Annotated in this window: 1 protein-coding gene; it reads left to right on the top strand. The window is 71.4% G+C overall.

What is annotated here, in order from left to right:
* On the top strand, positions 1-384 hold a 384-nt coding region (locus I6F37_RS44715; protein WP_225155089.1), incomplete at both ends, for an RIO1 family regulatory kinase/ATPase.

Here is a 384-nt window from a genome sequence, read left to right as displayed (position 1 = left end):
CTCATGAGCGGCAAGGAGGCGACGGTCTACGTCGTCCGCCGCGGCGACGAGACGATCTGCGCCAAGGTCTACAAGGAAGCGACGAACCGGAGCTTTCGCCAGGCCGTCGACTACACCGAGAACCGCAAGGTCAAGAACACGCGCCAGGCGCGGGCGATGGCCAAGGGCACGCGCTTCGGCCGCGAGGCGCAGGAGGCGGCGTGGCAGAGCGCCGAGGTCGACGCCCTCCATCGCCTCGCCGCGGCCGGCGTTCGCGTGCCGAGGCCGATCAACTTCCACGAGGGCGTGCTGCTGATGGAGCTCGTCGTCGACGCCGAGGGCGACGCCGCGCCGCGCCTCAACGACGTCGACTTCGACCCCGCCGACGCGCGCCGCCATCACGCG

Source organism: Bradyrhizobium sp. NBAIM08, assembly GCF_020193935.1.
Lineage (GTDB): Bacteria > Pseudomonadota > Alphaproteobacteria > Rhizobiales > Xanthobacteraceae > Bradyrhizobium > Bradyrhizobium yuanmingense.
This window is presented reverse-complemented; position numbering and strand designations above follow the sequence as displayed.